The sequence below is a fragment of the uncultured Ruminococcus sp. genome, from assembly GCF_947301925.1.
Lineage (GTDB): Bacteria > Bacillota > Clostridia > Oscillospirales > Ruminococcaceae > Ruminococcus.
The window spans coordinates 199,517-223,149 of sequence record NZ_CAMYUE010000003.1; the positions used below are offsets into that span (position 1 = coordinate 199,517).

Here is a 23,633-nt window from a genome sequence, read left to right on the forward strand (position 1 = left end):
AATGAGAGGGTTGATAAATTATGAAAATGAAAGGCATGAAAATGGCTGCCATTGCACTGGCTGCAAGCCTTGCCTGTACTCCTTTGACTACTTTTGTCGGAACAACAGCAAGCGCAGCAGGTCAGACATACAGTCTGAACGGTGCAGGCCAGCACAAGGGCACAGGTCCCGACGGCTACAGCTATGAGATCTGGGCAGCTGATACAAATCAGCCGTCGTCAATGACGCTTGGCGATAACGGTACTTTCTCCACAACGTGGAACTGTGCAGGCCCCAGCGGCAACTTCCTTGCCCGCCGCGGTATCGACATGGGCAGCACCAAGAAGTTCCAGGAGTACGGCGGTATCACCTGCGACTTCGACGTAAGCTGGTCATCAAGCAGTTCAGGTAACTCGCGTCTGTGTATCTACGGCTGGACAAGAAGTCCTCTGGTAGAGTACTACATCGTAGAGGACTGGGCAAACTGGTGTCCTCCAAACGGACAGCCGGGACAGGGAAATGTTATCAATCAGTTCAATCTGGACGGCAGCACCTACTATATCTATAAGGAAAACAGAAACTCATATACTATCGACGGAAACCAGCCCTTCGTACAGTATTACAGCGTTCGTCAGACGCGCAGACAGTCCGGTACTATCAGCGTTTCTAAACACTTTGAGCAGTGGGAGAACGCAGGTCTCCAGATGGGCGTTATGTACGAGGTTGCATTCAACGTTGAAGGCTGGGAGAGCTCAGGTCAGGCAGACGTAAAGAAGAATACCATCACTCTCGGCAAGGAGCCCGAGCCCGAGAAGCCCATAGAGGCTGACGCAAACGGCTACTACCTCAAGGAGAGCTTTGAGTCCGGCGCAGGCGACTGGACAGGACGCGGAGGTGCCAAGGTAGCTGCTTCAAGCGGTTATGACGGATCAAAGGGCGTTCTTGTATCAGGTCGTACAGATAACTGGAACGGCGCTTCCATCAGCCTCAGCAGCAATCCTTTCGCACCCGGCGAGACATTTGCATTCGGTACTGCTGTAATGCAGGATTCCGAGTCATCGGTTGATTTCAAGCTGACACTTCAGTATACAGATTCCTCTGGTACAGAGAAGTATGACGAGGTAAAAACTGTCACAGCTCCCAAGGGACAGTGGGTAGACCTTTCAAATTCTTCCTATACTATCCCCACAGGCGCTTCAAACATGGTACTTTATGTTGAGGCTCCCGAAAGTCTCACAGACTTCTATCTCGACGGCGCTTATGCAGGCGTAAAGGGCACAAAGCCTCTGCTGAGCATCAATCAGTCTCAGCCCTCAACAGAGGCACCTACAACACAGCCTCCCACCACACAGCCTCCTACAGGTCCTACACCTTCGGGCGTTACAATGTGGGGCGACACAAATCTTGACAACCATGTTGAACTCAGCGATGCTATACTTATCATGCAGCATCTTGCCAATCCCAATAAGTACAGCTACAACGGTACATATGACAAGCACCTGACAAAGCAGGGCGCTCTCAACGGCGACGTTTACGAGAACGGTTCGGGTCTCAGCAGTGCAGACGCTCTTTCTATCCAGAAGAAGCTTCTCAACATAATACCTTCGCTTCCCGAGTCCTATCTCCAGGGTGTTCAGCCCGTTTATACAACTACCACAACAACTACTACGAGACCTACTACTACAACTACCACCACAACAGCTCCCAAGCCTATAACCACTACTACCACAACACCTCCCAGCAGTTCAGGTATCCCCGACAAGGGCACTCCCATGAACGCTAATGCAACCATGGTATCCGATTTCCGTACAGGAAACGCAGGCGACTTCTTTGCATCAGACGGCTGGACAAACGGCAAGCCCTTCGATTGCTGGTGGTATAAGAAAAATGCAGTTATCAAAAACGGCGCTCTCGAGCTCAGCGTTGACCAGAAGTGGACAAACGATCAGAACAACGACTGGAATCCTCGTTATTCCGGCGGCGAGTTCCGTACAAACAACTTCTATCACTACGGCTACTATGAGTGCTCTATGCAGGCTATAAAGAACGACGGCGTTGTTTCTTCGTTCTTCACCTACACAGGCGAGTCAGATAAAAATCCCTGGGACGAGATCGACATCGAGATCCTCGGCAAGGACACTACACAGGTACAGTTCAACTACTACACCAACGGACAGGGCAAGCACGAGTATATGCACAGTCTGGGCTTCGATGCTTCAGAGGCATATCATACATACGGCTTCGACTGGCAGCCCAACTACATCGCATGGTATGTTGACGGCAGGGAAGTATACCGCGCAACTCAGAACATTCCTCAGACAGCAGGAAAGATCATGATGAACGCATGGCCCGGTCTCACAGTTGACGACTGGCTCAAGCCCTTCAACGGAAGAACTCCTCTTACCGCACATTATCAGTGGGTAACATACAACAAGAACGGCGTTACAAACAGCCAGAACAATAATCAGGGACAGAACACATGGCAGAATCCCAATCAGGGACAGAACACATGGCAGGATCCCAACCAGGGACAGAATAACAATCAGGGTCAGAACAACAATCAGGGTCAGGTAAGCCGCATGAACAAGAACGCTACAATGGTGTCTGATTTCACAACAGGCAACGCAGGCGACTTCTTTGCATCAGACGGCTGGACAAACGGTCAGCCCTTCGATTGCTGGTGGTACAAGAAGAATGCTGTTATCGAGAACGGTCTTCTTCGCCTCAGCGTTGACCAGAAGTGGACAAATGATCAGAACGCTAACTGGAATCCCCAGTATTCAGGCGGCGAGTTCCGTACAAATAACTTCTATCACTACGGTTACTATGAGACCGAGATGAAGGCTATAAAGAATGACGGCGTTGTTTCATCGTTCTTCACCTACACAGGTGAGTCAGATAATAATCCCTGGGACGAGATCGACATCGAGGTACTGGGCAAGGACACAACAAAGGTGCAGTTCAACTACTACACCAACGGACAGGGCAAGCACGAGTATATGTATAACCTGGGCTTCGACGCTTCACAGGACTTCCATACATACGGCTTTGAATGGCAGCCCAACTACATCGCATGGTATGTTGACGGCAAGGAAGTATACCGCGCAACTCAGAACATTCCTCAGACAGCAGGAAAGATCATGATGAATGCATGGCCCGGACGTACAGTTGATGACTGGCTCAAGGCTTATAACGGAAATACTCCTCTTAACGCATACTATAAGTGGGTAACATACAACAAGCAATAATTGATACTCCAATATAAAGCGGAACGGCGGTACAGATGTACCGCCGTTTTTCTGTAAAAAACAGCTGCGCTTTGGGTAAGCTTCCCTTGCGCAGCTGCTGTATTTATGTATTGTCGGATATTTTGTACAGAGTCTTGAACTCTGTGGGGGTGCAGTTCTTGGCCTTCTTGAAGGCACGGTTGAAGGTGGTGAGGCTTGCGAAGCCTGCACGCATGGCCACCTCGGTCACGGAAAGGTTGGGGTCTATGAGCAGCCTTTCGGCAGCCTTTATCCTCTTGCTGTTTATATATTGTATATAGGAGACGTTGTTGTATTTCTTGAATATGCGCGAGAAGTGATATTTGCTGTATCCAGCGATGGAGGCTATCTTTTCGAGCGGTATCTCGTACATATAGTTCTGGTTGATGTACTTCATCACCATACTGAACTTTCTTGTGTCGTCCCTGCCGGACGGATCTCCAGTAAAGGCGTCGGCAGCCTGGGTCAGCTGATACTCGCGGACTGCTGTGAGCATATTTATGAGACATATATATATCCTGACGTCCGAAAGGGTAGAGCGTGAATAGTACTCCGAATATATATCAAGTATGCTCTTGCGTGAGAGTATGTAGAGCTCCTTGCTGACTGTGGGGGTGATATGGAAGGCCTGTGAGAAAACGGGCACCAGAGCCTCCAGAGCGGGAACGTCGCTGATTATGCTGTTGTCGCACTGGAAGATTATGCGCCTGCCTTCCTGAGCGGGCATTGAGTGGAGCTCTCCCGGAGGGATTATAATGATCTCCTTCTCGTTTAAATGATAGTCTACACCGCCTGAAGTGACAGTGAAGCCGTTGTGCAGAGGAATGATGACTTCTACGGCGTTGTGCCAGTGAGTCGGGTATTCTTCGACCTGATCGTTATCGTAAAGCATTACGAAACGTTGGTTTTCGTATTCTACCGTCTCGTAATCGCCGGATAGATTTTTAATCATGACTAGCCTCCTTAACCAAAAATTGTTGTGAAAAAAATATCAATATTCATATTTCACCGTAATATCTGGATATATTATACACTATTATGATAGTATTTGTAAAGTGGGTTTGAAGAATTTGTGCAATGTTAGCAATTCTTGAATAAACAGCCGCAATATTTGATTAGTATAAATTGCCGAAGTAGTATATAATAGCAATAGAGCAAACGAAAGGTGATGTGTGATGTCTGTAAAGTGCTATGAGACCGACTACAAAAACTACGGAAAATGTCTTTGCCTCGATAATGGTATTATCAAGCTCATCGCCACTATAGATGTAGGGCCAAGGATAGTTTTCTTCGGTTTTACTGACGGCGAAAACGTTCTCTTTGAAGACATCGACAGAAACTTCTATGAGATCAATAACGGGTACGGAGTCTGGTACGCCTACGGCGGACACAGGATCTGGAGCGCCCCCGAGGTGATGCCCGAGACTTATCTCCCCGACAATTCAAAGGTAGAAGCTCTGTTTGACGGCGGCGTGCTGACGCTTACGCCTCCCGAGACGAAGTTCGGCAAGCAGTTCGAGCTTGTTATCTCAATGGACGATGAAACATCGGTCACTATTGAGAACCGTATCACCAACTGCTCGGATAAACCTTCGGAATTCGCTCCCTGGTCCGTTACGGGACTTGCGGCAGGCGGAACGGAGCTGATCCCTCTGTGCAGGGACGACAAGGGATTCCTCCCCAACAGAACGATGGCGCTGTGGAGCTACTCCGCAATAAACGATCATCGCTTTACACTTGCTGATAAGTACGCTCTGCTGAAGCAGGACCCCAAGGAGAAGCGAGCCTTCAAGGTGGGATTCAATGCCACGGGCAGACAGGTGCTTTACATAAACGGAAGAAATATATTCAGGATGTGCTTCGACGGCTACAAGGAAGTCAGGTATCCAGATTTCTGTTGTAATTACGAGACCTATACAAACGACCTTTTCCTTGAATGCGAGCTTCTGGGCGAGCTCAGAGAGTATATGCCCGGCGAGACAGCCTGCATAAAGGAAAAGTGGGAGCTTTCCACCACGGACTGGTCCGCTGAAAAGGTAATTGATGAGTTTATAAGTAAAATATAAAAAGGAAAGGAAATGCTTATGGAGAAGTACATGGACGAAGCATTATCCGCACTTGAGAGAGCTGAGGACTTGACGGACAGGCTTTCCGTCGAGGAAAAGGCTGAACAGCTCAAATATGACGCTCCTGCTGTGGATCGTCTGGGGATATCCGCTTACAATTGGTGGAGCGAGGGCCTGCACGGACCTGCAAGAGCAGGAACAGCCACAATGTTCCCGCAGGCTATAGGAATGGCTGCTATGTTCGATGACGAGGCTGTCCGCAAGGCAGGCGAGATCACATCGACTGAGGCAAGAGCAAAATACAATGAATATTCCGCTCACGAAGATCGTGACATATATAAAGGCCTTACACTCTGGTCGCCGAATATCAATATTTTCCGCGATCCGAGATGGGGAAGAGGCCAGGAGACCTACGGTGAGGATCCGTTCCTGACAACACGTCTGGGCGTTGCCTATACCAAGGGACTTCAGGGCGAGGGAAAGGTGCTGAGAGTTGCAGCCTGTGCAAAGCATTTTGCTGTACACAGCGGTCCCGAGGCCATAAGACATGAGTTTGACGCCAAGGCAAATATGAAGGATATGACCGAGACCTATATCGCCGCCTTCGAGGCTCTTGTAAAGGAAGCCAAGGTTGAGAGCGTTATGGGTGCGTACAACCGTGTGAACGGTGAACCTGCCTGTGCAAATACATTCCTCATGAACAAGCTTGAGGAATGGGGGTTCGACGGTCATTTCGTTTCAGACTGCTGGGCTATCAGAGATTTCCACACCAATCACGGTGTTACAAAGACCGCTCCCGAATCGGCTGCTCTGGCACTGAAGAAGGGCTGCGATCTTAACTGCGGCAATACATATCTTCACCTTCTTGCCGCTTATAATGAAGGTCTCATCAACGAGGAGGATCTCAGACGCTCCTGTATAAAGCTGATGAGAACACGGGTAAGACTGGGAATGTTCGACAAGTCCACAGAATATGACGGACTTGATTATGATATCGTTTCCTGCGACGAGCACAAGAAGTTCTCGCTGGAATGTTCGGAGCGCTGCATGGTGCTGCTGAGAAACAACGGTATCCTGCCGCTTGAGAACGGCAAATACAAGACTATCGGAGTCATCGGTCCCAATGCCGACAGTATCCCCGCACTTGAGGGCAACTACAACGGCAAGGCCGATGAGTATGTGACCTTCCTTAACGGTATCCGCGAGGCATTCGACGGAAGAGTCATCTACTCCGAGGGCTGTCACCTTTACAAGGACAGATGTATGGCTCTCGCACTTCCCGACGACAGACTGGCTGAGGCTGAGATAATCGCAGAGCACTCGGATATCGTTGTTCTTTGCGTAGGCCTTGACGCTACTATAGAAGGCGAAGAGGGAGATACAGGAAACGAATTCTCGTCAGGTGACAAGAATGACCTCAGACTCCCCGAGTCACAGAGAAAGCTTGTAAAGACGGTAATGGCTAAAGGCAAGCCCGTCATCATAGTCACTGCAGCAGGCAGTGCAATAAATGTAGAAGCAGACTGCGATGCACTCATTCATGCGTGGTATCCCGGTCAGCTGGGAGGAAGAGCTCTTGCGAATATACTTTTCGGCAAGGTATCACCCTCCGGCAAGCTTCCCGTTACATTCTATGAGGACGCTTCAAAGCTGCCCGATTTCTCGGATTACAGCATGAAGGATCGTACATACAGATACTCCGAGGGCAATATCCTTTATCCCTTCGGATTCGGACTTACATACTCCGAAACAGAATGTTCGGAGCTGTCGGTCAATGACGGAGTGGCTTCCGTGAAGATCACCAATACGGGAAGCCGTGCTACGGAAGACGTAGTGCAGTTCTATATCAAAGCTTATTCGGAGAACGCAGTTCCCAACCACAGCCTCTGCGGCTTCAAGAGAGTCGCACTTGAGCCCGGTGAGAGTCAGGTCGTACAGATCACTATCCCCGAGAGAGCCTTCATGGCGGTCAACGAAAAGGGCGAGTGGGTAAAGGAAGGCAGTGAGTTCACCCTCTACGCAGGCACCTCTCAGCCCGATCCGCTCAGCGAAAAGCTGACAGGAAAAAAATGCACATCTCTGAAAATAAATGTATAAATGGAGGATAAAATGGAATTTTTCAGCAATATCGGAAAGATCCAGTATAAGGGAAAAGACAGTACTGATCCTCTCTCGTTCAAGTACTACAATCCCGATGAGATCATCAACGGCAAGCCGATGCGTGAGCATCTGAAGTTTGCTCTCTCATGGTGGCACACAATGGGCGGCGACGGAACAGATATGTTCGGCTGCGGCACCACTGACAAGTCATGGGGCGAAACTGATCCCGCTGCAAGAGCAAAGGCTAAGGTCGATGCTGCATTCGAGATCATGGATAAGCTCTCTATCGACTACTACTGCTTCCATGACCGCGACCTCTCTCCCGAGTACGGCAGCCTCAAGGCTACCAACGATCAGCTCGACATTGTCACTGATTACATCAAGGAGAAGCAGGGCGACAAGTTCAAGTGCCTCTGGGGCACGGCAAAGTGCTTCGATCACCCAAGATTCATGCACGGTGCCGGTACATCACCTTCAGCTGATGTATTCGCTTTCTCAGCAGCACAGATCAAGAAGGCTCTTGAGTCTACAGTAAAGCTCGGCGGTAACGGATATGTATTCTGGGGAGGCCGTGAGGGTTACGAGACTCTTCTCAATACAAACATGGGTCTTGAGCTTGACAATATGGCTCGTCTTATGAAGATGGCAGTTGAGTACGGCCGTTCAATCGGCTTCAACGGCGACTTCTACATAGAGCCCAAGCCCAAGGAGCCTACAAAGCATCAGTACGACTTCGATACCGCTACAGTTCTGGGATTCCTCAGAAAGTACGGCCTCGACAAGGACTTCAAGATGAACATCGAGGCTAACCACGCTACACTTGCTCAGCACACATTCCAGCATGAGCTCCGTGTTGCAAGAGACAACGGCGTGTTTGGTTCCATCGATGCTAACCAGGGCGATACTCTCCTTGGTTGGGATACAGACCAGTTCCCCACAAACATCTACGACACAACAATGTGTATGTATGAGGTCATCAAGGCCGGCGGCTTCACAAACGGCGGTCTCAACTTCGATGCTAAGGCACGCAGAGGCAGCTTCACTCCCGAGGATATCTTCTACAGCTATATCGCCGGTATGGATGCATTCGCACTGGGCTTCAGAGCTGCACTCAAACTCATTGATGACGGACGTATCGATCAGTTCGTAGCAGACAGATATGCTTCATGGAACACAGGAATCGGTGCTGACATCATCGCAGGCAAGGCAGATTTCGCATCACTGGAAAAGTATGCTCTTGAAAAGGGCGAGGTTACAGCTTCACTCTCAAGCGGCAGACAGGAAATGCTGGAATCAATCGTTAACAACGTTCTTTTCAGTCTTTAAGACTGTTAAGATAAAAAAACAATTTTTATAATTGGAGGTCAAGAAAAATGAAAAAAGCATTATCGGTCATCTCAGCAATCGCTCTTCTCGCTTCTTCAGTAGCAGCTACAGGTTGTAGCAAGAAGGATGAGGGCACAACCACAAAGGACGGCAAGACTGTCATCAATCTCTGGACTTTCACAGATGAAGTTCCCGGCATGGTAAAGAAGTTCATGGCTACACACCCTGACTTCGATGCTAAGTATGAGATCAAGGAAACAATCATTCCTACAACTGACGGTAACTACCAGCCTGCACTCGACAAGGCACTCCAGGGCGGCGGCGCTGACGCTCCCGACTTCTTCTGTGCTGAGGCTGCATTCGTTCTGAAGTATACACAGGGCGATATGTCCAGCTACGCTGCACCTTACAAGGATCTCGGAATCGACGTTGACAACGAGATCAAGGCTGCTGACATTGCACAGTACTCAGTTGATATCGGAACCAACCCCAGCGGCGACGTTGTAGGTCTCGGATATCAGGCTACAGGCGGTGCTTTCATCTACAGACGTTCAGTTGCTAAGGCTGCTTTCGGCACTGACGATCCGGCAACAGTTTCCGAGAAGATCGGCGGCGGCTCAGGCAGCTGGGATAAGTTCTTCGAGGCAGCTGACGAGCTCAAGAAGAAGGGCTACGGAATCGTATCAGGCGACGGTGATCTCTGGCACGCAGTTGAGAACAGCTCTGACAAGGGTTGGCTCGACGGTGACAAGCTCTACATCGATCCTAAGCGTGAGGAATTCCTCGACCTGTCCAAGAAGCTCAAGGACAACGGCTACCACAACGACACAGAGGACTGGGGCGATGCTTGGTTCGCTGATATGAAGGGCGAGGGCGATCAGGAAGTTCTCGGATTCTTCGGACCTGCTTGGCTCATCAACTACACTCTCGCAGCTAACTGCGGCGGTGAAGCTGTTGGCGAAGGCACATACGGTGACTGGGCAGTTTGTGAGCCTCCTATCGGCTTCTTCTGGGGCGGTACATGGCTCATCGCTAACAAGGATTCAAAGGTTAAGGATGCAGTTGGACAGATCATTGACTGGATCACACTCGACTGTACTCAGGATGGTCTCCAGTACATGTGGGCTAACGGTACTCTCAACGGCGAAGGCGGTACTAAGGACTGCGTAGCTTCAGGTACAGTTATGGCTATGTCTGATGGCTCACTCGACTTCCTCGGCGGACAGAATATGTTCGACGTATTCGTTCCCGCTAACCAGTTTGCAAACGGTAAGAACCTCACTCAGCACGATGAGAAGATCAATAGCCTCTGGCGTGGTCAGGTTCGTCAGTACACAGCTGGTAACAAGTCAAGAGACGACGCTATCAAGGATTTCAAGCAGGAAGTTGCTGATACTCTCGACATTCAGTCCTGATTGAATTTTTCCTAAAAAAGAGCTGTACCGCAGTTATCTGCGGTACAGCCCTCTAAAAAAAAGGAGGCTAACGGCTTTGAAAACGAAGCTCAAGGGTATTAGTTATTCAAAATACGGATATCTCTTCAGTATTCCTTTTGTTGTTGCATTTTTGATATTTACGCTGTATCCTACAATATATACAGCTACCCTCGGTTTTACGGACTGCAGAGGCGTAATGGGTCCCGATAACTATAAGTTCCTCGACCACCCGTTTGAAATCTTCAAGTCTGTATTAGAGAATGATTCCTTTAGGCTCTCACTGAAGAATACTATAGGAATCTGGGTGATGAACTTCTTCCCCCAGATAACAATAGCTCTTCTGCTTACTGCGTGGTTCACATCACACAGCAATGAGATCAGATGTAAAGGCTTCTTTAAGGTCGTTTTCTATATGCCGAACATCATTACGGCTGCAACAGTTGCGATCCTGTTCAAGGCACTTTTCAGTTATCCGACCGGCCCTGTGAACGATCTGCTCGTATCAACAGGACTCAGGGATTCATCTTACTATTTCGCCACAAACAAAACTGCAGCACGTCTTATCGTTGCGTTTATACAGTTCTGGACATGGTACGGAAATACAATGATCGTGCTTATCTCGGGTGTACTCGGAATAAGCCCAGATATCTATGAAGCGGCAGAGATCGACGGAGCGAACGGTGTTCAGACCTTCTTCCGTATTACGATACCTAATCTGAAAACAGTTTTACTGTATACACTCATCACCAGCCTTGTCGGCGGTCTGAATATGTTCGATATTCCTTTCCTCTTCCTTAATGGAGGACCCGACAGAGCTACTCTCACAACGAGTGTGTATATTTACAATCAGGCTTTCGCGGGAAGCTACCTATACAACAAGGCAGCGGCCGCAAGTATGGTCATGTGGGTAATCATTGCTCTATGCTCCGCAGTACTATTCTTTGTAATGCGTGATAAAGATCAGATCAAGCTCGATAAGGAGCTCAAGAAAGCCAAGAAAGAAGCTAAACGCGTTGCGAAGGGAGGAGCAGATCAATGGCAGTGGTGAATAAAAAAGCATCAACTTATGCTTTTAAGATCATTGCGTACACATTTTGTTTATTGCTCACCATTCTGAGTTTATTTCCGTTCGTTATCATGATCGTGAACTCTACCAGAAGCACAGGTGAAATCCAGAGCCACGCAATTTCATTCATTCCCGGTTCCAATTTAAAAGCAAACTGGAATGTTCTTATGGGACGAGGCTTCGATCCATTCGCAGGTTTCAGACACTCTCTGATCATATCTGTTGGTTCGACAGCTTGTAATGTTTATTTCTCAACAATGACAGCATTCGCACTCGTTGCGTATGACTGGAAACTGAGAAAGCCGTTCTTTACAGTTATCATGGCGGTTCTTATGATACCTGCTCAGGTAACAAGTATCGGTTTCTATCAGTTTATGTATAAGATCCATTGGACCAATAACTACCTTCCTCTTATACTCCCTGCAATCGCAGCACCCGCAACTGTATTCTTCATGAGGCAATACATGATTCCTTCACTCCCGATGGAAATTCTTCAGTCGGCGAGAATCGACGGTGCAGGCGAATTCAGGATCTTCAACCAGATAGTGCTTCCTATGATGAAGCCAGCGATGGCTACCCAGGCTATCTTCTCGTTCGTAATGAGCTGGAACCAGCTGTTTATGCCCCAGATCCTCATTACAGATATGGAGAAGTACACAATGCCGCAGATGGTAAGCCTGCTAAACGGTGACGCGTACAGGACCGAGTATGGTTCCGTTTATCTGGGTCTGTTCTTGACGGTAGTGCCAATATTGATCGCATACTTCATACTGTCCAAGTACATTATCGAAGGTGTTGCGCTCGGCGGCGTCAAGGGCTGATGTTTTCTTAATGTTATCACATTTTTCTTTCTTAAATCTTTGAGGGCTGTACCTTCGGGTACAGTCCTCTTTGTGTTATGAGGGGAATAATATTTCGCCAGACCTTGCATTTGCTGAAAAAACGTGGTATAATAAAATTACTATTACAACGACACGGAGGATATTATTTATGTTATCTGATATCGAAATCGCTCAGAGTGCCGATATGAAGCATATAACCGAGATCGCTGCGGAGCTCGGCATCGGCAGTGAGGACATCGAGCCCTACGGCCACTATAAGGCAAAGATGTCCGAGGCTCTCTATGAAAAGCTTGCAGACAGGGAAAACGGCAAGCTCATACTCGTGACCGCCATCAATCCCACTCCCGCCGGCGAGGGTAAGACCACAATAAGCGTCGGACTTTCGGACGCTATGCGCAGGATAGGCAAAAAGACAGTGCTGGCTCTCCGCGAGCCCTCTCTTGGCCCTGTTTTCGGTATGAAGGGCGGCGCAGCAGGCGGCGGATACGCTCAGGTAGTCCCCATGGAGGACATCAACCTTCACTTTACAGGTGATATGCACGCTATAACAGCTGCAAACAACCTTCTCTGCGCTATGATAGACAATCATCTCCAGCAGGGAAACGAGCTTCAGATAGACCAGCGCAGGATCCTTTTCAAGCGCTGTATGGATATGAATGACCGTGCGCTGAGAAATATCCTCATCGGCCTCGGCGGAAGAGCCAACGGCGTTCCCCGTGAGGACGGTTTCAATATCACAGTTGCCTCAGAGGTAATGGCTATACTCTGCCTTGCTTCGGATATTGCCGATCTGAAGGAGAGACTGGGAAATATACTTGTTGCCTATAACCTCAGCGGCGAGCCTGTCTTTGCTAAGGATCTGGGCTGTACAGGAGCTATGACTGCGCTTCTCAGGGACGCTCTCAAGCCCAATCTGGTCCAGACTCTTGAGAATACTCCCGCATTCATACACGGCGGTCCCTTTGCGAATATCGCTCACGGCTGCAATTCACTCAGAGCTACAAAGCTTGCTCTCAAGCTTGGCGACTATGTTGTTACGGAGGCCGGATTCGGCTCCGATCTTGGCGCTGAGAAGTTCATGGACATCAAGTGCCGTATCAGCGGACTTGCGCCCTCATGCGTGGTGCTGGTAGCTACAATAAAGGCTCTCAAATACAACGGCGGAGTTCAGAAGAACGACCTTGCCAAGGAGAATATGTGGGCTCTGGAAAAGGGTATCGAGAACCTGAGAACTCATATCGAGAACCTCCACAAGTTCCATGTGCCTGTTGTTGTGGCAATAAACCGCTTTGCTACGGATACAGACGAGGAAGTAAAGTTCGTACAGGATTTCTGCGCTGATATGGGCGTTGAGGTATCCATGTGCGAGGTCTTCGCAAAGGGCGGCGAAGGCGGAAAGGATCTGGCACAGAAGGTATGCGAGACCATCGACCTTGTTAGCGGAAACGATTTCAAGCCCATTTATGACACAGAGACTACCATAAAGGACAAGGTGGAGAGGATAGCCAAGGAGATCTACCGCGCTGACGGCGTGACATTTACTCCGCAGGCCGAGAAGGCTATCAAGGAGATCGAGAGCATCGGCTTCTGGGATCTGCCAATATGTGTTGCAAAGACTCAGTATTCACTTTCAGATAATCCCAATCTTCTCGGAAAGCCCAAGAACTTCAAGATAACTGTCCGTGACGCAAGACTGTCATCAGGTGCCGGATTCGTTGTCATCTACACAGGCGATATCCTGACTATGCCGGGACTGCCCAAGGCTCCTGCTGCTCTCAATATCGACTGCAAGGACGACGGCAGCATCACAGGACTTTTCTGATCGGACTGAGAGAATATGAAGATAATCACTCATTCTCCACAGGAGACTATCGCCGCAGCTCAGAAGCTGGGCGGTATGCTCGGGCCGGGAGACATGATAGCTTATAAAGGCGGACTCGGCGCAGGAAAGACTACCTTTACCCGCGGCCTTGCCATCGGCATGGGACTGGGAGACAGCGTTACATCTCCCACCTTTGCGCTGGTAAACGAGTACCGCGGCGAGAGGATCACTCTGTATCATTTCGATATGTACCGCATAAGCTCCGAGGAGGACTTAGAGTCTACTGGCTTCTATGATTACCCCTTTGAGGAGAACGTGGCGGCAGTGGAGTGGTCTGAGAATATCGCGGGATTCCTCCCGAAGGACACTGTTTACATCACCATTAACAGCCTGGGAGAGAATGACAGGGAAATAATTATCGAGGACGGTGGAAGATTTGCTGCTACTTGGGATTGATACATCGGGAAAGACAGCTTCCGCAGCGCTTTTTGACTCTGACAGTGAGCTGTTCCTTGCGCAGAGCACGGTGTATACTCAGAAAACTCACTCTCAGGTCATAATGCCCATGGTCAAGGACGTTATGGCACAGGCAGGAAAGGAGCTTTCCGACCTGGGCGGTATCGCCGTTGCCAACGGCCCCGGCTCATATACGGGTCTGCGTATCGGAGTTGCGGCTGTGAAGGCGCTGAGCTTCGGCCTTAATGTAAAATGCTGCGGCGTATCCACACTGCTGGGACTTGCCTGCAACAACCTTGCGTATAAGGGCAATATATGCGCCATTATGAAGGCAAGGGGAGAGCTGGTGTATACCTGCACATACAGGAGCGACGGCTTCTGTGTGGAGCAGATAACCGACGAGCAGATAATCTCCCGTGACGAGCTGGCAGAATATCTTGCACTCAATGTTGGAGAGGCTATGCTCTGCGGCGACGGTGCTGCGGACTTCTATAACGCATACTGCTCTCCGTCCTTTGTTATTGCTCCGCCACAGGGCAGACTTCAGAACGCCGCAGGCGTGTGTCTGGCAGGCGTTTCAAGGAAGCTTATCCCTCCCGGGGAGCTTGAGGTCTCTTACCTCCAGAAGGTAAAGGCCGAAAAGGACTTAGAGGACAAAAACAATAAATGACCGTATTAATCAGATAGGAGATGTTATTATGATCGCTATAGGCTGTGACCACGCCGGCGTGGAAATGAAAAAGGCTATTATCGGGGCGCTGTCGGTACAGGGCTTTGAGTTCATGGATATGGGTACTGACGGTGAGCCCTGCGATTATCCCGACATTGCTGAAAAGCTCTGTCATGAGATACTTGCGGGGAACTGTGAAAAGGGTATCCTTATCTGCGGTACGGGCATAGGAATGTCCATAGCCGCAAACAAGATCAAGGGAATAAGGGCTGCGCTCTGCTCCGATTCCTTCTCTACCAAGTTCACACGTCTGCACAATAACTCAAACGTTATGTGCATGGGCGCAAGGACTCTCGGCTGCGGTCTTGCCTGCGAGCTTGCGGAGATATTCCTTACTACAGAATTCGAGGGCGGACGTCATCAGAGACGTATCGACCTTATAACAGCAATAGAAAACAATCAGTGAAGGGAGTAAATTACTATGGCTGAATTACACATTATAGATCATCCTCTTGTACAGCACAAGATATCGCTGCTCAGAGACAAGAACACAGGTACAAAGGAGTTCCGTGAGCTGGTATCGGAGATAGCTATGTTCATCTGCTATGAGGCTACCAGAGACCTTCCCCTGAAGGAGATAGAGCTTGAGACTCCTCTTGCCGTTGCAAAGACAAAGATAATCTCAGGCAGAAAGCTTGCCTTTATCCCCATACTCCGTGCTGGCCTCGGAATGGTAGAGGGCGTTACCACACTTGTTCCTGCTGCCAAGATAGGACACATCGGTCTTTTCCGCGATCCTGTCACCAAGGAGCCTGTAAAGTATTACGCAAAGATGCCTGATGATATCCACGAGCGTGACGCGATCATCGTTGATCCTATGCTTGCTACGGGCAATTCCGCAGTAGCTGCCATTACAGAGCTGAAGAATCTGGGCGTTAAGCATATCAAGTTCATGTGTATCATATGCTCTCCCGAGGGCGTTGAGGCTGTTCAGACAGCACACCCCGACGTTGAGATATACGCAGGCGTCATGGACGAGAAGCTCAACGAGGACAAGTATATCGTTCCCGGCGTCGGCGACGCAGGAGACCGTATCTTCGGCACAAAGTAATAATGCAAAAATAAAAGGAGCACACTGTGCTCCTTTTTGTTTTATTCATTGGGGAATCTCATGCCCCACTGCTCCCTGCACCGATCCATGAGCTTCATGACTGCCACGGTATCACTGTGGGGGACAAGAGGACTTTCCGTAAGGCCTGCTTCAAGGCAGCGGTGTACCTCGTCCACCTCGTACTCATAGCCGTTTATCTCGTCCTTGAACTCAAAGCGCTCCACCTCTCTGCCTTCGCGGTCAAAGAGGACTCCCTCCTGTGTACAGTGGAACCAGTCGCCGAGAGTGATAAAGCCCTTTGTACCCGATATAATGGCGTTATTGCGGAGCTGTATCTCGAAGCCGTTATCCATAGAGGAGAATGCTCCGCTGCTGTAGCGGAAAAGAATGGTGTTGCTCATGTCTATGCCGTTCATCATGTGAGCGGAGCTTATTATCTCATCGGGAGCTCCCAGCAGATCGTGAGTGAGGGTTATGGGGTAAATACCCAGATCAAGGAGACAGCCGCCTCCGCAGTCGGCGCGGAAAAGCCTGTCCTTGTCGTCATAGGGGATAAAATTGCTGAAATCCGCCTTTATGTATTCTATACCGCCGATAGCTCCGGAGGCTATCCATTCCTTCATTCTGCGGTATACGGGACGGCACTTCATCCACATGGCCTCCATGAAGAAAAGGCCTTTTTCCTTTGCAAATGCAAGGAGCTTTTCGGTCTGAGCGGTGTTGAGAGTCAGCGACTTCTCACAGAGCACGTTCTTTCCGTTTTCAAGGCAGAGCCATGCGTCCTCAAAATGTGAGGCCATGGGAGTTGCTATGTATACTACCTCGGCGTCGCTGTTTTCCGCAAATTCCCTGTAGCTTCCGTAAAAGCTCTCAAAGCCGTATTTCCCTGCAAAGTCTTTGGCCTTTTCCGCTGTTCTTGATGCAACGGCTGTGAGCTCCGCATTTTCGCAGTGCCTGAGCGCGACGGCAAAGGTATGGGCGATCTTTCCTGTTCCGATAACGCCCCATTTGTATTTCCTCATAATAATACTCCTTTCAGTTTGAGCTGCTTGAATTATTTGAGTCCATAACGCAGTCAATGGCGATGACGGCAGCCAGCACCATGACTATATCCTGTCCCTCTGCAATGTCTATCTCAAAGCTGTCTCCCCATGTCATCCACTGCTTGTGGATATATGCAATGGGCATATTGCCGCGTTTTATGGTGTAATCGTGGGAGAGGAACTCTCCGCTGACGCTCCAGCCGATCCGCTCGAACAGATAGCTGGGCTTGAAAAGTGTGAATTCCTTTACGATGTCCGTAACATACTGTCCGCCGATATATATGGAAAAACGGGGCAGCAGGTGCAGGAGCTTCTTCTCCACATAGGCCACCTCATTGCCCACGCGGTCATAGACGTGCATTTTGCGTGCCAGGGATATCTCTCCCACGGCGTTGAATAAAACGTTCCCGAACTGATCGTATACAGCGGTGCGCTGTCTGAACGAAAAGGGCTGCTGTTTAAAGTAAAGTTTCATATATTATCCTCCATATCATTATATATCCATACCCCTATGGATATTATTTCCTGAGCTGCCAGAAGGCAACTGCGCTTGCGGCAGCAACGTTGAGAGAATCTACACCGTGATACATGGGTATCTTTACGGTGTGATCGCAGGCGGCGATGGTCTTTTCAGCAAGTCCTTCGCCCTCGGTACCAAGGACTATGGCCAGCCTTTCCACCTGCTTCAGCTGCGGAGCGTCAATGCTCACAGAGTCGTCTGTGAGTGCCATAGCGGCTGTGATGAAGCCCATATCACGAAGCTGCTGCGGATAGTCGGTATCACTTGAAAGGTAGGTCCAGGGTATCTGGAACACCGTGCCCATGCTCACCCGTGACGAGCGTCGGTACAGCGGATCGCAGCATGAAGGCGTAAGCAGCACGGCGTCCATGCCGAGAGCGGCTGCGGAGCGGATTATTGCTCCTATATTGGTGGGATTGACCACGTTTTCAAGGACGGCCACACGTTTTGCTTCCCTGCACAGCTCCTCAGCCGGGGGCAGGGGAGCGCGTCTGAAAGCGCATAGTGCTCCGCGTATGAGCTTGAAGCCCGTTATCTCGGTTATGGCGTCGAAGTCTGCGATGTACACGGGAGCTTCGCCGCAGCGGGGGATAAGCTCCTTCATCTGTCCGTCAACGTCACGGCGCTCCATAAGGAGAGCATAGGGCTCATAGCCTGCATTGAGGGCGCGTTCGATCACTTTTGGACTTTCCGCGATGAAGAGTCCCGGCTGCGGCTCAAAATAGTGTAGCAGCTGAGGCTCGGACAGTAGTGCGAATATTTGCAGCACATCGGTGATGTTATTGTTTATTTCGATTATGTTTGACATTTTTATTTTCCTTTTTGTATGGAATGCCGTCCTCGGCGTTCCATGAGTTGAAAGTTATTAACTGCTGAGATATATCAGAATTTATACATTCTTCTTTCGCTTGAATATACAGACTATGCTTTTGGATGAACCATAACTTTGGTTTGTAGAAGTACAACTAACTAACTCCCATCCGTCACAGCCAAGAAGATTGAGCTTGCTTTCAAGCTGATTTGCCTCAACGTTTCCACCCCAAAAACCTTTTGTATCATACACGACCACTTTATACTCGAAATTTTCCATATTAAATCCTCCTGTAAATCCCGATTTATCTTATGAATCCAATAGTGAAAAAAACTAAAGGCTGACGGCTTAAAACAATTATACCAGTTTCCCCTGATTTCGTCAATATCCGCAGTCATAACTCTTTTTATCTTTTGGTATGGCTTTTTCTGTTCAGATATGGTATAATAATAATACATTTCAATAAGGAGAAATCAGCTATGGCCAATAATGATATAAACAGAATGAAGGAGCTCAATGAGCTTCTTGCAAAGGCCTCCGACGCTTACTACAACACGGGCGTTGAGATAATGTCCGACAAGCAGTACGACGAGCTCTACGACGAGCTTGAGGCTCTCGAAAAAAAGACGGGAGTCACACTCAGCAACAGCCGTACCCAGCAGGTGGGCTATGAGGTGTCATCTGGACTTCAGAAGATAAGGCATACAACAAAGATGCTGTCCCTTGACAAGACCAAGAGCGTTGAGGAGCTGAAAAGCTGGCTCGGCACCAACAAGGGCTTTCTCAGCTGGAAGCTGGACGGTCTTACACTGGTACTGACCTATGACGGCGGCACTCTGACCCAGGCAGTCACCCGCGGAAACGGCGAGGTGGGCGAGGATATCACCGCAAATGCAAGGCATATCATCGGTATACCTGCCCGTATACCATTTACGGGACATCTGGTGGTCCGCGGAGAATCCCTCATGAAGTACAAGGACTTTGAAAGGGTAAATGCCGAGATAGAGGACGGCTCCAAGTACAAGAATCCGCGCAATCTCTGCGTGGGAACGGTGCGTAATCTGGATTCCCGTGTTACTGCTGAGAGAAATATCAACTTCTTTGCATTCAATCTGGTGTCTGCTGACGGCTACGAGGAAAACTCCTTCTCCGCCCGTCTTGACTGGCTGGAGCAGCAGGGCTTTCAGCGGGTCTACGGCGTAACGGTAACTTCCGATGCCGTGGAGGGAGCTGTGGCGGACTTCGAGAAGGCTGTTGCCGAGAACGAGTTCCCCTCGGACGGCCTTGTGCTCATGCTGGACGATGTTGCCTACGGCCTCAGCCTGGGCGAGACCTCTCACGCACCCAGAAACGGTATCGCTTTCAAATGGCGTGACGAGACTGCCGACACCATACTCCGTGAGGTGGAGTGGTCCGCAAGCCGCACGGGACTTCTCAATCCTGTTGCCATATTCGATCCCGTGGAGCTGGAGGGTACTACCGTATCACGCGCTTCCGTACACAATCTCAGCATAGTGAAGCAGCTTCGCCTGGGCATAGGTGACACTCTGACTATCTTCAAGGCGAATATGATAATCCCGCAGGTGCTTGAAAACAAGACGGCTTCGGGAAGTCTTGAGATACCTGCGGTCTGTCCTGTCTGCGGCGGGAATACGGAGATACGCACCTCAGACGAGGACGTCGAGACTCTCGTATGTACAAATCAGGACTGCGCAGCCAAGCATATCGGCAAATTCGAGCATTTCGTCCAGCGCGACGCCATGAATATCGTGGGTATGTCAACGGCTACCATAGAGACTCTGGTCTCCGAGGGCTTTGTACGCGAGTTCCGCGATTTCTACCATCTTGATGACTACAAGTTCAGGATCGTTGTGCTTGACGGCTTCGGCGAGAAGTCATATCAGAAGCTGGCGGACGCAGTTGAGGCTTCAAGAAAAACGGAGCTTAGCCGCGTTCTCTATGCTATGGGTATACCCCAGATCGGCAGGCAGGCTTCAAGGCTCATATGCGGGCAGTATCCTTCCGCTGAGAAGCTTGAGCAGCTTACGGTGGAGGAGCTCACGGCTATAGATACCATAGGCGAGGTAATGGCAAACGAATATGTCAGCTTCTTTGCCGACGAGAAAAAGCGAGCGGAGTACCGTGCCCTTCTGGAGGAGCTGGATATAGAGGAGGCCGCCGCTGTGAACAGCGGGTCGCCTATAGCAGGCAAGACCTTTGTTATCACAGGCTCTGTCCATATCTGGAAGAACCGCAAGGAGCTCCAGGCATATATCGAGCAGAACGGCGGTAAGGCTGCAAACTCGGTGTCCTCAAAGACGGACTACCTTATCAACAACGACAACACCTCTAACTCCACCAAGAACAAGACCGCCAAGGAGCTTGACGTGCCAATAATAACCGAGGAAGAATTCCGGGAACTGGCTAATGGCTGAGCAGGGGACTGAGTTTTCGATATCAAGCAGATACAAATAAAAAGGTTCAGGGGCGGATAATATCCGCCCCGTCTTGCATTATACAAAAATTATTGTAATAAAACCCGAAGTCGCTCGTCTATATAAGTGAAGGAGGTGAGATGATGAAGCGGGAATTCCATGAGATATACGAGAGATACAGCTCCGACCTTTATTCCTTTATCCTGAGAATGTGCGGCAATGAGCAGCTTGCAAAGGATATTCTCCAGGATACCATGCTGAGGGCTATGACAAGCGCCGAGAGCTTCAAGGGAGACTGCTCGGTAAAGACCTGGCTGTATACTATCGCAAAAAATCTGTGGTTCGATCACCTGAAAAGAGCCGAGAGCAGAAACAGTTCTCTTGACGCTGCCTCGGAAGCTGTATCCCATGAGAGCATTGAAGCCTGCATTTCCGATAAGGAAACAGCCCTGCGTATACATCATCTCCTTCACGAGCTTGACGAACCGTACCGCGAGGTATTCACCCTGAGAGTTTTCGCGGAGCTTAAATTTGCCGATATAGGAAAGGTTTTCGGCAAGAGCGAGAACTGGGCAGGAGTGACCTACTACCGCGCCAGGCAGAAGCTTTTGCAGCTTCTGAAAAAGGAGGGACTTTTATGAATAGACATGATTTGCCGTGTAATGTTATAGTTGACCTGCTGCCTCTCTATAAGGAGGATATATGCAGCGAGGAGACCAGAAGTCTTGTTGAGGAGCATATCCGCGGCTGTGAGGACTGCCGTCAGCTCTGCGAGACTATGACGCTGCCCGAGCCCGAAAAAAAGGCTGTTCCCGATGAGGCCGAGACCTTTAAAAAGGTGGGGCGGAAGGTAAAAAGAGGAAAGTTTTACAGGAGAGCGCTTATATTTATATTTGCGGCTTTTGCAGCTTTAAATGTTGCATGGCTGAAGCTGAAGTTCTTTCCGTATAAGGAATTCTCAGCTGATATGGGCGAATATAATGGAGACCTTTATCAGGTATATGAAGGGGGATATTATTATAATGTGATAGAACCTCATTATCTGTCGTTCTTTGACGGAAAGCTGTATGTCTGGAAGGAAATGGCAGGCAAGGAGGAAAACGTCTCTGTACTCACAGTTATTCCGAGGGTAACAGGAGATACCAAGTATGCTGTCGCCATAAAAACCAACTCGGAATACTTGGAGATACCTGTGACGGACTCAATTGAATTTGATCCGAGCGGATATAAGGTCCACGACAATGACGAACACGCAAAACAGGTGCTGAACGATAATCGTGAGGAGATAGAAGAACTAATGGAAGCCGCACAGAAAAAGTGGGGCGAATATCTGAAATAAGAAAAGCGGACAGCTAAGCTGTCCGCTATGTTTTTACATATTCTTGTTGAGCATCTCAACTGCCCATTCTGTGTCGATTATAACTTCATCGTCAACGAGAAGGGACTTCCTGAAGGTCTTGGCGACCTGATCGTAGTTTTCCTGCGAAAAGGCTGTGCCGCCCCACTTGTCATTGTCGAACCTTATGGAGAAGCTGCGCTCGCCCTCCTTGTCCTTATTGAAGTATATCTCCGTGATCCTCAGCTCGTTCTGGGAGTTCTGGATATCGGCGATTATGAAAAGCTTCATGAGCTCGATGATACGGTCGTCCAGCCCCTCGTCCAGAATGACCAGCTTTTCGCGGAGCTGGTTCATATCCGATACCACGCGCTTGGTGTAGCCGTTATCGAAGTCATAGCCGCTTTCGTTATCCTTGTTTATGTCCTTCATATAGGTCTCGGCAGACGAGGGATCTCCCGGAACATAGCTGATAAGGTACTTTTCGTTTACTTGATGGTAAATTGTGGGGTAGAAGATGAGAGGAGCGTTTCCGCAGCTCTTGCAGTGGAATCTGAAGGCGTCGCCGTTTCTGACCTGTGCCTTCATCTGCGGATCGTTTGAAGTGTCTATGAATTCCCAGATAGTCATTTCGGATACGGCCTGACATTTGGGACATTTTACGTTTTCAATATGTGTCTTTGACATAGTTTTTCCTCTTTTCTTTATTGTAAATGCACGGTGTGCCGGAAAGCTTTTTATAATTATAACATATATAACGATGATTTGCAAGTGATAGAAGCTGTTATTGCAATATACTTTTTCCGGCAGTTCTTCAGCCTTGGCTCACCGTAAGCAGGTGGTGCGTTACATTTACATATTAAGAGTTATGGCGCAAAACAGAATTACTTTCGTGTAATGCTGCCAAAGTTGTGATAACGCATATAGCTGCTGCGAATCGAGTGGTATCTAACAAGCTATAACTAAGCGGGAAAAAGAATAATACTGCTCCTGCGATCTTGTTTATAACAGAGTGGACTGAGGCGAGCTTCTTTAGCCTGATATAGTTGATAAATACGTTGGTAAGCTTGATAAATACAATGCAGGCGATCCAAAGATATATCCAGATGGGCATTTCTATCAGAGGAAGTAATCTGATAATACAAACTGCAGTGAATACTATATCTGCGAACGTATCAAGCTTAGCTCCGAATTCACTGACGGTATCAGTTTTCCTTGCCACTGTACCGTCGATCATATCAGTAAGACCGGCGGTTATGTATAGAGCATAAAAAGCAGGTGAAAACGGAGTGCAGAAAAACAGTAATATACTTAGAACGATCCTGCTTCCTGTTATAAAATTGGCCAT

At 49.1% G+C, this 23,633-nt stretch carries 22 protein-coding genes; 15 read left to right on the top strand and 7 right to left on the bottom strand.

Translation table 11 applies throughout. The annotated features are described in order from the left end of the window. Positions 1–20: 20 nt before the first annotated feature. Positions 21–3,227, top strand: a complete 3,207-nt coding sequence (locus Q0Y65_RS06355; RefSeq protein WP_363293524.1) for a family 16 glycosylhydrolase — start codon at positions 21–23, stop codon at positions 3,225–3,227. 103 nt (positions 3,228–3,330) lie between these two features. On the opposite strand, the gene Q0Y65_RS06365 is transcribed toward Q0Y65_RS06355, so the two are convergent. Beyond that, positions 3,331–4,197, bottom strand: a complete 867-nt coding sequence (locus Q0Y65_RS06365) for an AraC family transcriptional regulator (RefSeq protein ID WP_297958302.1) — start codon at positions 4,195–4,197, stop codon at positions 3,331–3,333. Between the two features lie 223 nt (positions 4,198–4,420). Here Q0Y65_RS06365 and Q0Y65_RS06370 point away from each other — a divergent pair, with 223 nt between their 5' ends. The 11 genes from Q0Y65_RS06370 (at position 4,421) to upp (ending at position 16,140) form a co-directional block, all read left to right on the top strand. Next, positions 4,421–5,311, top strand: a complete 891-nt coding sequence (locus tag Q0Y65_RS06370; RefSeq protein WP_297958304.1) for a hypothetical protein — start codon at positions 4,421–4,423, stop codon at positions 5,309–5,311. An 18-nt stretch (positions 5,312–5,329) separates the two neighbouring features. Then, a complete protein-coding gene (locus Q0Y65_RS06375; protein ID WP_297958305.1) occupies positions 5,330–7,408 on the top strand; it encodes a glycoside hydrolase family 3 C-terminal domain-containing protein in 2,079 nt (692 codons plus the stop codon). A gap of 12 nt (positions 7,409–7,420) precedes the next feature. Then, on the top strand, positions 7,421–8,737 hold the full coding sequence (gene xylA / locus Q0Y65_RS06380) for a xylose isomerase (RefSeq protein WP_297958307.1): 1,317 nt from the start codon (positions 7,421–7,423) through the stop codon (positions 8,735–8,737). Positions 8,738–8,784: 47 nt separating this feature from the next. Continuing rightward, positions 8,785–10,152 carry an ABC transporter substrate-binding protein gene (locus tag Q0Y65_RS06385; RefSeq protein ID WP_297958309.1) on the top strand — a complete coding sequence of 456 codons (1,368 nt, stop codon included), beginning with the start codon at positions 8,785–8,787 and terminating at the stop codon, positions 10,150–10,152. Positions 10,153–10,228: 76 nt separating this feature from the next. Further along, positions 10,229–11,221 carry a carbohydrate ABC transporter permease gene (locus Q0Y65_RS06390; protein ID WP_297958311.1) on the top strand — a complete coding sequence of 331 codons (993 nt, stop codon included), beginning with the start codon at positions 10,229–10,231 and terminating at the stop codon, positions 11,219–11,221. 185 nt (positions 11,222–11,406) lie between these two features. Further along, the gene (locus tag Q0Y65_RS06395; RefSeq protein WP_297958313.1) at positions 11,407–12,060 is read left to right on the top strand and encodes a carbohydrate ABC transporter permease; all 654 of its coding nucleotides are present in this window, start codon (positions 11,407–11,409) and stop codon (positions 12,058–12,060) included. Positions 12,061–12,229: 169 nt separating this feature from the next. Continuing rightward, positions 12,230–13,903: a formate--tetrahydrofolate ligase gene (locus tag Q0Y65_RS06400; protein ID WP_297958315.1), complete on the top strand. Its 1,674-nt coding sequence runs from the start codon at positions 12,230–12,232 to the stop codon at positions 13,901–13,903. A 15-nt stretch (positions 13,904–13,918) separates the two neighbouring features. Beyond that, positions 13,919–14,359 carry a tRNA (adenosine(37)-N6)-threonylcarbamoyltransferase complex ATPase subunit type 1 TsaE gene (gene tsaE, locus Q0Y65_RS06405; protein WP_297958316.1) on the top strand — a complete coding sequence of 147 codons (441 nt, stop codon included), beginning with the start codon at positions 13,919–13,921 and terminating at the stop codon, positions 14,357–14,359. Further along, entirely contained in the window at positions 14,331–15,029 is a 699-nt protein-coding gene (gene tsaB / locus Q0Y65_RS06410; RefSeq protein ID WP_297958318.1) for a tRNA (adenosine(37)-N6)-threonylcarbamoyltransferase complex dimerization subunit type 1 TsaB, read from the top strand. The genes tsaE and tsaB overlap by 29 nt, the downstream gene beginning before the upstream one ends. 28 nt (positions 15,030–15,057) lie before the next feature. After that, positions 15,058–15,495: a ribose 5-phosphate isomerase B gene (rpiB, locus tag Q0Y65_RS06415; protein ID WP_297958320.1), complete on the top strand. Its 438-nt coding sequence runs from the start codon at positions 15,058–15,060 to the stop codon at positions 15,493–15,495. A 15-nt stretch (positions 15,496–15,510) separates the two neighbouring features. Next, the gene (upp, locus tag Q0Y65_RS06420) at positions 15,511–16,140 is read left to right on the top strand and encodes a uracil phosphoribosyltransferase (protein WP_297958322.1); all 630 of its coding nucleotides are present in this window, start codon (positions 15,511–15,513) and stop codon (positions 16,138–16,140) included. Between the two features lie 41 nt (positions 16,141–16,181). On the opposite strand, the gene Q0Y65_RS06425 is transcribed toward upp, so the two are convergent. The 4 genes from Q0Y65_RS06425 to Q0Y65_RS06440 all read right to left on the bottom strand — a co-directional run bounded on the left by Q0Y65_RS06425 (position 16,182) and on the right by Q0Y65_RS06440 (position 18,793). After that, positions 16,182–17,162: a Gfo/Idh/MocA family protein gene (locus tag Q0Y65_RS06425; protein ID WP_297958324.1), complete on the bottom strand. Its 981-nt coding sequence runs from the start codon at positions 17,160–17,162 to the stop codon at positions 16,182–16,184. Between the two features lie 13 nt (positions 17,163–17,175). Then, the gene (locus Q0Y65_RS06430; protein WP_297958327.1) at positions 17,176–17,658 is read right to left on the bottom strand and encodes an LURP-one-related/scramblase family protein; all 483 of its coding nucleotides are present in this window, start codon (positions 17,656–17,658) and stop codon (positions 17,176–17,178) included. A gap of 43 nt (positions 17,659–17,701) precedes the next feature. Next, on the bottom strand, positions 17,702–18,511 hold the full coding sequence (locus Q0Y65_RS06435; protein WP_297958329.1) for an RNA methyltransferase: 810 nt from the start codon (positions 18,509–18,511) through the stop codon (positions 17,702–17,704). Positions 18,512–18,592: 81 nt separating this feature from the next. Further along, positions 18,593–18,793 carry a DUF4177 domain-containing protein gene (locus tag Q0Y65_RS06440; RefSeq protein ID WP_297958331.1) on the bottom strand — a complete coding sequence of 67 codons (201 nt, stop codon included), beginning with the start codon at positions 18,791–18,793 and terminating at the stop codon, positions 18,593–18,595. Between the two features lie 200 nt (positions 18,794–18,993). Here Q0Y65_RS06440 and ligA point away from each other — a divergent pair, with 200 nt between their 5' ends. From ligA to Q0Y65_RS06455, 3 genes are all read left to right on the top strand, one after another. Beyond that, the gene (gene ligA, locus Q0Y65_RS06445) at positions 18,994–20,949 is read left to right on the top strand and encodes an NAD-dependent DNA ligase LigA (RefSeq protein ID WP_297958333.1); all 1,956 of its coding nucleotides are present in this window, start codon (positions 18,994–18,996) and stop codon (positions 20,947–20,949) included. Between the two features lie 143 nt (positions 20,950–21,092). Next, a complete protein-coding gene (locus Q0Y65_RS06450; protein ID WP_297958334.1) occupies positions 21,093–21,590 on the top strand; it encodes an RNA polymerase sigma factor in 498 nt (165 codons plus the stop codon). Next, a complete protein-coding gene (locus Q0Y65_RS06455; RefSeq protein WP_297958336.1) occupies positions 21,587–22,288 on the top strand; it encodes a zf-HC2 domain-containing protein in 702 nt (233 codons plus the stop codon). The genes Q0Y65_RS06450 and Q0Y65_RS06455 overlap by 4 nt, the downstream gene beginning before the upstream one ends. Positions 22,289–22,321: 33 nt before the next feature. Here the strand turns inward: Q0Y65_RS06455 and Q0Y65_RS06460 are convergent, their stop codons facing one another. Both Q0Y65_RS06460 and Q0Y65_RS06465 read right to left on the bottom strand, forming a co-directional pair. Then, on the bottom strand, positions 22,322–22,972 hold the full coding sequence (locus Q0Y65_RS06460) for a CpXC domain-containing protein (RefSeq protein ID WP_297958338.1): 651 nt from the start codon (positions 22,970–22,972) through the stop codon (positions 22,322–22,324). Between the two features lie 172 nt (positions 22,973–23,144). Continuing rightward, a complete protein-coding gene (locus Q0Y65_RS06465) occupies positions 23,145–23,633 on the bottom strand; it encodes a CDP-alcohol phosphatidyltransferase family protein (protein ID WP_297958341.1) in 489 nt (162 codons plus the stop codon).

Coding starts and splice junctions, on each gene's coding strand:
- Q0Y65_RS06355 (WP_363293524.1), top strand. CDS start 21: ATGAAAATGAAAGGCATGAAAATGGCTGCCATTGCACTGGCTGCAAGC.
- Q0Y65_RS06365 (WP_297958302.1), bottom strand. CDS start 4,197: ATGATTAAAAATCTATCCGGCGATTACGAGACGGTAGAATACGAAAAC.
- Q0Y65_RS06370 (WP_297958304.1), top strand. CDS start 4,421: ATGTCTGTAAAGTGCTATGAGACCGACTACAAAAACTACGGAAAATGT.
- Q0Y65_RS06375 (WP_297958305.1), top strand. CDS start 5,330: ATGGAGAAGTACATGGACGAAGCATTATCCGCACTTGAGAGAGCTGAG.
- xylA (WP_297958307.1), top strand. CDS start 7,421: ATGGAATTTTTCAGCAATATCGGAAAGATCCAGTATAAGGGAAAAGAC.
- Q0Y65_RS06385 (WP_297958309.1), top strand. CDS start 8,785: ATGAAAAAAGCATTATCGGTCATCTCAGCAATCGCTCTTCTCGCTTCT.
- Q0Y65_RS06395 (WP_297958313.1), top strand. CDS start 11,407: ATGGGACGAGGCTTCGATCCATTCGCAGGTTTCAGACACTCTCTGATC.
- Q0Y65_RS06400 (WP_297958315.1), top strand. CDS start 12,230: ATGTTATCTGATATCGAAATCGCTCAGAGTGCCGATATGAAGCATATA.
- tsaE (WP_297958316.1), top strand. CDS start 13,919: ATGAAGATAATCACTCATTCTCCACAGGAGACTATCGCCGCAGCTCAG.
- rpiB (WP_297958320.1), top strand. CDS start 15,058: ATGATCGCTATAGGCTGTGACCACGCCGGCGTGGAAATGAAAAAGGCT.
- upp (WP_297958322.1), top strand. CDS start 15,511: ATGGCTGAATTACACATTATAGATCATCCTCTTGTACAGCACAAGATA.
- Q0Y65_RS06425 (WP_297958324.1), bottom strand. CDS start 17,162: ATGAGGAAATACAAATGGGGCGTTATCGGAACAGGAAAGATCGCCCAT.
- Q0Y65_RS06430 (WP_297958327.1), bottom strand. CDS start 17,658: ATGAAACTTTACTTTAAACAGCAGCCCTTTTCGTTCAGACAGCGCACC.
- Q0Y65_RS06435 (WP_297958329.1), bottom strand. CDS start 18,511: ATGTCAAACATAATCGAAATAAACAATAACATCACCGATGTGCTGCAA.
- Q0Y65_RS06440 (WP_297958331.1), bottom strand. CDS start 18,793: ATGGAAAATTTCGAGTATAAAGTGGTCGTGTATGATACAAAAGGTTTT.
- ligA (WP_297958333.1), top strand. CDS start 18,994: ATGGCCAATAATGATATAAACAGAATGAAGGAGCTCAATGAGCTTCTT.
- Q0Y65_RS06450 (WP_297958334.1), top strand. CDS start 21,093: ATGAAGCGGGAATTCCATGAGATATACGAGAGATACAGCTCCGACCTT.
- Q0Y65_RS06455 (WP_297958336.1), top strand. CDS start 21,587: ATGAATAGACATGATTTGCCGTGTAATGTTATAGTTGACCTGCTGCCT.
- Q0Y65_RS06460 (WP_297958338.1), bottom strand. CDS start 22,972: ATGTCAAAGACACATATTGAAAACGTAAAATGTCCCAAATGTCAGGCC.
- Q0Y65_RS06465 (WP_297958341.1), bottom strand. CDS start 23,633: ATGGCCAATTTTATAACAGGAAGCAGGATCGTTCTAAGTATATTACTG.